A 6,557-nucleotide genomic window follows, 5' to 3' on the forward strand; every position below is an offset into this window, starting at 1 on the left:
CATCCACCCCATCAGTTCACTGGGTTGCGTAGCCGATCGCCTGTTGCTCACCCCACGCCCGCGGGCGTATCAACCGCCGGGACTCAAATCGCCGCTGGATGAAACTTCGGGGGCACGTCACCCCCTCTGGGGCGCGACAGCCCCCTTCTAACCCCGTATTTCGAGGTAGGAAATTGTCTCTTGCGCGTGAAGGTCGATACAGCAGTGCTCAAGCGACGTCCACGAGGATATTGCTGCGCCTTGATCATCAAGGAAATGGAGGGTGACGATGACCTATGGGGTTAAATTGCATGTCACCGGCGACTTCGCGTGCTTCACCCGCCCGGAAATGAAGGTTGAGCGCGTCTCGTATGACGTGATGACGCCGTCCGCGGCTCGAGGTATTCTTGAGGCGATCCACTGGAAGCCAGCAATCCGTTGGATCGTCACGACCATCAATGTGCTGAAGCCGATCCGCTTCCAATCGATCCGACGCAATGAAGTTGGCCACAAGGTGCCGGCAGTCTCCATCAAGAGAGCGATGAATTCAGGGAGCCTCGCTGATCTCGCGCTCTTCGTCGAAGAGGATCGTCAGCAGCGTGCTGCCACCGTCCTCGTCGATGTCGCCTATGTGATCGAGGCACGTTTCGAGATGACACCCAAGGCCAGCGCGGAGGACAACGAGGGCAAGCATCTGGACACCTTCAAGCGCCGAGCCCGCAAGGGACAATGCTTTCATCAACCTTGTCTTGGGACGCGGGAGTTTCCCGCGAGATTTCGGCTCGTCGAGGCGGGGGAAGCAATCTGCGCACCGATCAAGGAAACGCGTTCTCTTGGCTTCATGCTCTACGACATCGACCATGAGAGAGACCGCGCCTCCCTTTTCTTTCGCGCGAAATTACAAGACGGCGTTCTGCAGGTTCCATCGCCGGACTCGGCACAGATACGCCGATGAGCGCACTAGCTTCGCTCGTTCACGCGTATAATGGCCTGCTCGAAGGCAGGCAGGTGCCGTTTTTCGGCTATTCGCTCGAAAAAATCGGTTTCGAGATCGTATTGTGTCCCGACGGGACTCCTACCGGCTATCCCACGGATCGGCGGGAGGGCGAAGGCAAAAGCAAAACACCGATGCTGATGCCGGTGCCACAACCTAAGAAACGCACCTTGGATGTTGCGCCCAACTTCTTATGGGACAAGACGTCTTACGCACTTGGTGTCACAGCCGGAGGACGCAAACGTACAGCCCAAGAACATGCCGCTTTTGTCACGCGCCATAGGGAAGCCTTGCAAGCGACCAACGACGAAGGCCTACGAGTACTATTGCGCTTTTTGGACACGTGGCGGCCCGAGGACTTCGAGCGCCTCGGCTGGCCGGAAGAGATGAAGGACCAGAACATCGTCTTTTCACTCGAAAGCGACCGGGGGAGTAATACTCGTATACATGACCGGGCGGCAGCCCGGACGCTCTGGGCCAGCCTTTGTGCGCCGGACGAAAAAACTAAAGCAGCCTGCCTTGTCACTGGCGAACATAGCTCGATCGCGCGTCTGCATCCGGCGATTAAGGGTGTGTCGGGCGCGCAGTCAGCTGGTGCGTCTATCGTCTCCTTCAATCTCGACGCGTTCAGATCATATGGTCACAATCAGGGTGACAACGCGCCGGTCTCAGAGTTCGCAGCTTTCGCTTACACATCGGCGCTTAACTTCTTCCTAGACAAAGGCAACGGCCATCGCGTTCAAATCGGCGATGCCTCGACAGTGTTCTGGGCCAACGCTTCGCAAGCTCACGCGTCGGAGGCGACAAATATCTTTGCAGCTCTGCTGGGTGTCGAACCGGTCGACGAAATGGTCGAAACAAAGAAAGTCGGCGCGATTCTGGAAGCTATACGGCAGGGAAAGCCAGTCATGTCGTTCACTCCGGATTTGCCGCGGGGCGTGCGGTTCCATGTACTCGCGCTCGCACCCAACGCCGCGAGGCTATCGGTCCGATTTTACATCGAGGATGATTTCGGCGCACTTGCAGCGCGCTATCTAGACCATGTCGAGCGGATGCGCATTTCTCCGCCACCACGAGAGGATGCCGCTGGTACATGGCGATTACTGATCGAGACGGCCGTACAACGTAAGTCCGAGAACATTCCGCCTCGCCTCGCCGGTGACTGGCTGCGAGCGGTTCTAGTCGGCACGCCCTACCCGCTCACGATGCTCTCCACGATCCTGGCGCGCCTGCGCGCGGACCGTGATGTGAACGCCGTGCGTGTTGGAATTCTCAAATCCGTTCTCATCCGTAATTTCGATTTCGTCAAGGAGGCCCCGGTGGCGCTCGATCGGCAAAATCTCAACCCAGGCTACCTGCTCGGCCGCTTGTTCGCGACCTATGAATACTTACAGACGCAATCATTTGCGGGCAATTTGAACGCGACCATTCGCGATCAATATTATGGCGCGGCCTCCGCCACGCCGCGCTCAGTCTTCCCCTTGCTGCAGCGCAAGGCAACACATCATCTCGCCAAATTACGAAAGGATAAGCCCGGCCTCGCCATCAATCTCGATCGCAAAATTGGCGAGATTTTCGAACTCGCGTCTCCAGATTCCCTGTTCGTTCGGACCTTGAATTCGCAATTCCAAGCACTCTTCGCGATCGGTTACTACCACCAACGCAACGATTTCTATCGCCGCCGTGAAGGCACCGCCGCCGCGTCCGAGGAGTAAAATCTATGACTACCGTATCCCATCGCTTCGATTTCGTGCTGCTCTTCGACGTGACCAACGGCAACCCCAACGGCGACCCAGACGCCGGCAATTTACCTCGACTGGACCCGGAGACCAGTCATGGCCTCGTAACCGACGTGTGCATCAAGCGGAAGATACGCAACTACGCCGAGATCGCTAAGCATGGCCAACCCGGTTATGCGATCTATGTCGAGGAAGGCGCAATCCTCAACGAGAAGCACCGCGAAGCCTATAACGCCGTCCGGCTGGATGACCGAAAGGTAAGCAAGGGCGACGGCAAACTCAATCCGCGTGATACTTTGGAGCTGAATAAGCTACGTGACTTCATGTGTGCCAATTTTTTCGACGTTCGCACGTTTGGTGCGGTCATGAGCACGGGCGTCAATTGCGGACAAGTGCGTGGCCCGGTGCAGCTGTCATTCGCGCAATCCATCGAACCTGTCGTACCATTGGAACTTTCGATCACTCGTATGGCTGCCACCAACGAGGCGGACAAGAAGCAAAAGGAAGGGACCTCTGACGATCGGCGCACTGAGAACCGGACAATGGGACGGAAGCATATTGTGCCTTATGGCCTCTATCGCGCGCATGGCTTTGTGTCTGCGAACCTCGCCGAGCGCACTGGTTTCTCGGAAACGGACATCGCTTTCCTGTGGGAGGCGTTGCGAAACATGTTCGAGCACGATCGCTCTGCCGCCCGAGGCGAAATGGCGACTCGAAAGCTTGTCGCCTTCGAGCATGACAACGCCCTGGGCCGGGCACCTGCGCATGACTTGTTTGCCCTCGTGGTCGTGCAGCGCAAAAATGGCATCGAGGCCTATGACATCGACGACCACAGACTCGACAATCTTCCGCCCGCTCGTCGCTTTGCCGACTATCGAGTGACAATAAAGCGCGATAGTGTACCTGATGGCGTGATTATACACGAATTGCTATGATACAGATGAAAAGTATCCCTACGCCGTGGGCGGCTTTTTCAAAATCGAGGGAAAAGCGAAGCTACGCGGCTAACCGCAATTATGCAGCGCTTGTTCCGCTCGCGCGTTGAGGTGGAACATTTTTCGGGTTCGAGATGAAGCGCGCGCAGCGCCAGCGGCTCCGGCGGCGGGCCGGAGTTTCGTGCGAATTCCGACGCAATCCGGCCGGGGATTCCGATTTGATCCCGGCCGGCGTTCCGATTTGAAGGTAAGCGTCGTTTTCAGGCCACGGCCTGTTCGGGCGCGTTCTTGATGTAGGCGAAGGGCAGGAGCTCGTCGATGCGGCTCATGGGATGGCGAGCGACGATCTTCGAGAGGACGTCGGTGAGATAGGCCTGCGGATCGATGTCGTTTCTCTTGCAGGTCTCGACCAGCGAAGCAAGGACGGCCCAATGCTCGGCTCCGCCGTCTGAACCAGCGAAAAGATGATTTTTACGCCCGAGCCCAATCGGGCGTGACGTGCCCCTGAAAAATCCCCCCAGCATCGATTAGAGTCCGGCCGATTGCAGGACGGACACGATGAAGAAGAAACGGTTCACGGAAGAGCAGATCATCGGGATTTTGCGGGAGCAGGAAGCCGGCGCGAAGGCGGCGGACCTCGCGCGCAAATACGCGGTTTCGGAGACGACGCTCTACAATTGGAAAGCCAAATTCGGCGGCATGGACGTTTCCGAGGCCAAGCGGCTGAAGGCGCTGGAGGAGGAAAACGCGCGTCTGAAGAGTATCCCTCCGGCGGCGGCCGCCTGGCGTTGATTGCGGTTTTTGAGATAGCTGCCTGACAGGTGGCGCGATGATCGTGTCCGCTTCTATTACAAGTGGACACTATCGCCGATGTCGCGCAATGATGATGATCCCCCAGCTCTCCGGCGCCGATCATGGTCTCTCGAAGAGAAGCGCCGGACAGCGCCGATGATGCTGGACGATGGAACCTTGATCGAGCGGACGCGCGGCACGCCACAAGGCGGCGTCGTCAGCCCGATCCTGGCGAATCTCTTCCTGCATTACACGTTCGACCTGTGGATGGAGAGAACGTTCCCGCACCTGAAGTGGTGTCGGTATGCGGATGACGGACTGGTGCACTGCCGCTCTGAGAGGGAAGCGCTGCTCGTCAGGGAAGCGCTCGGGTCTCGGATGGCGGAATGCCGTCTGGAGCTGCATCCAACGAAGACCAAGATCGTTTATTGCAGAGATTCGAAGCGCAAGGGAAATTATGAGAATGTCATGTTCGACTTTCTCGGATTTTCCTTTCGGCCGCGCTCGGTCAAGGGGCCGCGCTCGCAGAAAATGTTCTGCGGGTTCACACCCGCGGTGAGCAAGGCCGCGCTGAACTCGATGCGTTCGGCGATCCGCGATTTGAAACTGCGTCGTAAAACGCAAGTTACACTGGACGAAATCGCTCGCGAGTTGAACCCGATCACTCGGGGATGGATCGCATATTACGGACGCTACACGCGTTCAGCGCTCTACCCGCTCGCGCGCTACATCGACCAGACGCTTGCCGTTTGGATAAAGCGCAAGTTCAAACGCTTCCACCACCGACTGGGACGCGCGCGCGATTTTCTCGAAAAGATCGCGCGAGAGAACCCAAGATTGTTCGCGCACTGGCGGCTTGGAGCGAGTGCGGAAGCTAACCTGATGGGAGCCGGGTGAGGCGAGAGTCTCACGCCCGGTTCTGGGAGAGGCCGAGGGTGAAACTCCCTCGGCCTACTCGCCCCACGGTTCCCGTGCTGGCCAAGGGCAAGACCGACACAGGCCGCTGCTGGGTCTATGTGCGCGACGACGCGCCCTTCGGCGGCGCCGGGCCGCCGGCGGCGATGTTCTATTACTCGCGCGATCGGCGCGGCGAACATCCGCAGGGCCATCTGGCGAACTGGTCCGGCATCCTGCAAGCGGACGCCTATGACGGCTACGGCAAGCTGTATCTGCCGGGGCGCGAGCCCGGCGCGATCTGCGAGACCGCGTGCTGGGTCCATGCGCGGCGCCCGTTCTTCGCAATGGCGGACATCGACGAGAATGCGCGGCGCAAGGCGGCGGGGAAGAAAGAGATTCCGCTCTCGCCCATCGCCATCGAAATCGTTCGCCGGATCGACGCGCTGTTTGCGATCGAGCGGTCGATCAACGGCAAGAGCGCAAAAGAACGTCTCGCCGTCCGGCAGGCGTCGAGCCGCCCGCTCGTCGACGCGCTGGAAAACTATCTGCGCGAACAGCTCGCCAAACTCTCGCGTGGGCACGATCTCGCCAAGGCGATCCATTACATGCTGAAGAGGTGGCCGGCCTTCACGCTGTTCCTCGAGGATGGGCGCGTGTGCCTGTCCAACAATGCCGCCGAGCGCGGACTGCGCGGCATCGCCCTTGGCAGAAAAAGCTGGTTGTTCTGCGGCTCCGACCGCGGCGGCCAGCGTGCCGCAGCGATGTACAGCCTGATCGTGAGCGCGAAGATGAACGGCGTCGATCCGCAGGCATGGCTCGCCGACGTTCTCGCCCGCATCGCCGGACATCCAGCGCATCGGCTCGATGAACTGTTGCCGTGGAACTGGCGAGCGTCGGCTCCGCGCGCATCGGCGCTGGCGGCCTGAGCATGCACGTCAACAAGGTCGATCATGTCACGACCGTCGAACGCGTCGCAGAGCGCCTCGGCGAGAGCGTCGACTTCATCCACGACGTCGCTCTCGAAATGGACACCGAGGACGGCGTCATCTGGGTCTACGGCATCGGAGACGACGGCGATCTCGCATTCACCGACTTCGGCATCGAAACTCTCGTCGAGCTCATCGAAATCCACAAAGACCTGAAGTCGCGCGCTGGCGCCTGACGCTTCAGCCCATCGCCTGCGGCCCACGCCGGATGCTTACTCTGAAGAAGCTCTTGGCC

The 6,557-nt window shown here is 59.2% G+C and carries 5 protein-coding genes and 3 pseudogenes; 7 read left to right on the forward strand and 1 reads right to left on the reverse strand.

The genetic code is table 11. From position 1 onward, the window contains the following. The first annotated feature begins 268 nt into the window (after nucleotides 1-268). From cas5c to cas7c, 3 genes are read left to right on the forward strand one after another with little or no spacing between them, the layout of a single operon-like run. Nucleotides 269-934, forward strand: a complete 666-nt coding sequence (gene cas5c / locus A1351_RS21145) for a type I-C CRISPR-associated protein Cas5c (protein ID WP_064033841.1) — start codon at nucleotides 269-271, stop codon at nucleotides 932-934. After that, on the forward strand, nucleotides 931-2,688 hold the full coding sequence (cas8c, locus tag A1351_RS21150) for a type I-C CRISPR-associated protein Cas8c/Csd1 (RefSeq protein ID WP_064033842.1): 1,758 nt from the start codon (nucleotides 931-933) through the stop codon (nucleotides 2,686-2,688). The genes cas5c and cas8c overlap by 4 nt, the downstream gene beginning before the upstream one ends. A 5-nt stretch (nucleotides 2,689-2,693) precedes the next feature. After that, nucleotides 2,694-3,647 (forward strand): type I-C CRISPR-associated protein Cas7/Csd2, encoded by a 954-nt coding sequence (gene cas7c / locus A1351_RS21155; RefSeq protein WP_064033843.1) that lies wholly within the window; start codon nucleotides 2,694-2,696, stop codon nucleotides 3,645-3,647. Nucleotides 3,648-3,907: 260 nt separating this feature from the next. Here cas7c and A1351_RS21160 read toward each other — a convergent pair. Further along, nucleotides 3,908-4,141: pseudogene (locus tag A1351_RS21160) on the reverse strand (transposase domain-containing protein); the annotation flags it as partial. A 64-nt stretch (nucleotides 4,142-4,205) separates the two neighbouring features. Here A1351_RS21160 and A1351_RS21165 point away from each other — a divergent pair. From A1351_RS21165 to A1351_RS21180, 4 genes and pseudogenes are all read left to right on the forward strand, one after another. Further along, a pseudogene (locus A1351_RS21165) lies at nucleotides 4,206-4,412 on the forward strand (transposase); the annotation flags it as partial. 183 nt (nucleotides 4,413-4,595) lie between these two features. Further along, the gene (locus tag A1351_RS21170) at nucleotides 4,596-5,336 is read left to right on the forward strand and encodes a reverse transcriptase domain-containing protein (RefSeq protein WP_064033845.1); all 741 of its coding nucleotides are present in this window, start codon (nucleotides 4,596-4,598) and stop codon (nucleotides 5,334-5,336) included. 65 nt (nucleotides 5,337-5,401) lie between these two features. Further along, nucleotides 5,402-6,262: pseudogene (locus tag A1351_RS21175) on the forward strand (IS66 family transposase); the annotation flags it as partial. Between the two features lie 2 nt (nucleotides 6,263-6,264). Continuing rightward, nucleotides 6,265-6,498, forward strand: coding sequence for a hypothetical protein (locus tag A1351_RS21180; RefSeq protein ID WP_064033847.1), 234 nt, complete (start codon nucleotides 6,265-6,267; stop codon nucleotides 6,496-6,498). The last annotated feature ends 59 nt before the right edge of the window (nucleotides 6,499-6,557 follow it).

Origin of the sequence: Methylosinus sp. R-45379 (assembly GCF_001644125.1) — a bacterium.
GTDB lineage: Bacteria > Pseudomonadota > Alphaproteobacteria > Rhizobiales > Beijerinckiaceae > Methylosinus.

What these genes read in the sequence shown, in the direction of transcription:
- cas7c (WP_064033843.1), top strand. Translation starts at nt 2,694, where the DNA reads ATGACTACCGTATCCCATCGCTTCGATTTCGTGCTGCTCTTCGACGTG.
- A1351_RS21180 (WP_064033847.1), top strand. Translation starts at nt 6,265, where the DNA reads ATGCACGTCAACAAGGTCGATCATGTCACGACCGTCGAACGCGTCGCA.
- cas5c (WP_064033841.1), top strand. Translation starts at nt 269, where the DNA reads ATGACCTATGGGGTTAAATTGCATGTCACCGGCGACTTCGCGTGCTTC.
- cas8c (WP_064033842.1), top strand. Translation starts at nt 931, where the DNA reads ATGAGCGCACTAGCTTCGCTCGTTCACGCGTATAATGGCCTGCTCGAA.
- A1351_RS21170 (WP_064033845.1), top strand. Translation starts at nt 4,596, where the DNA reads ATGATGCTGGACGATGGAACCTTGATCGAGCGGACGCGCGGCACGCCA.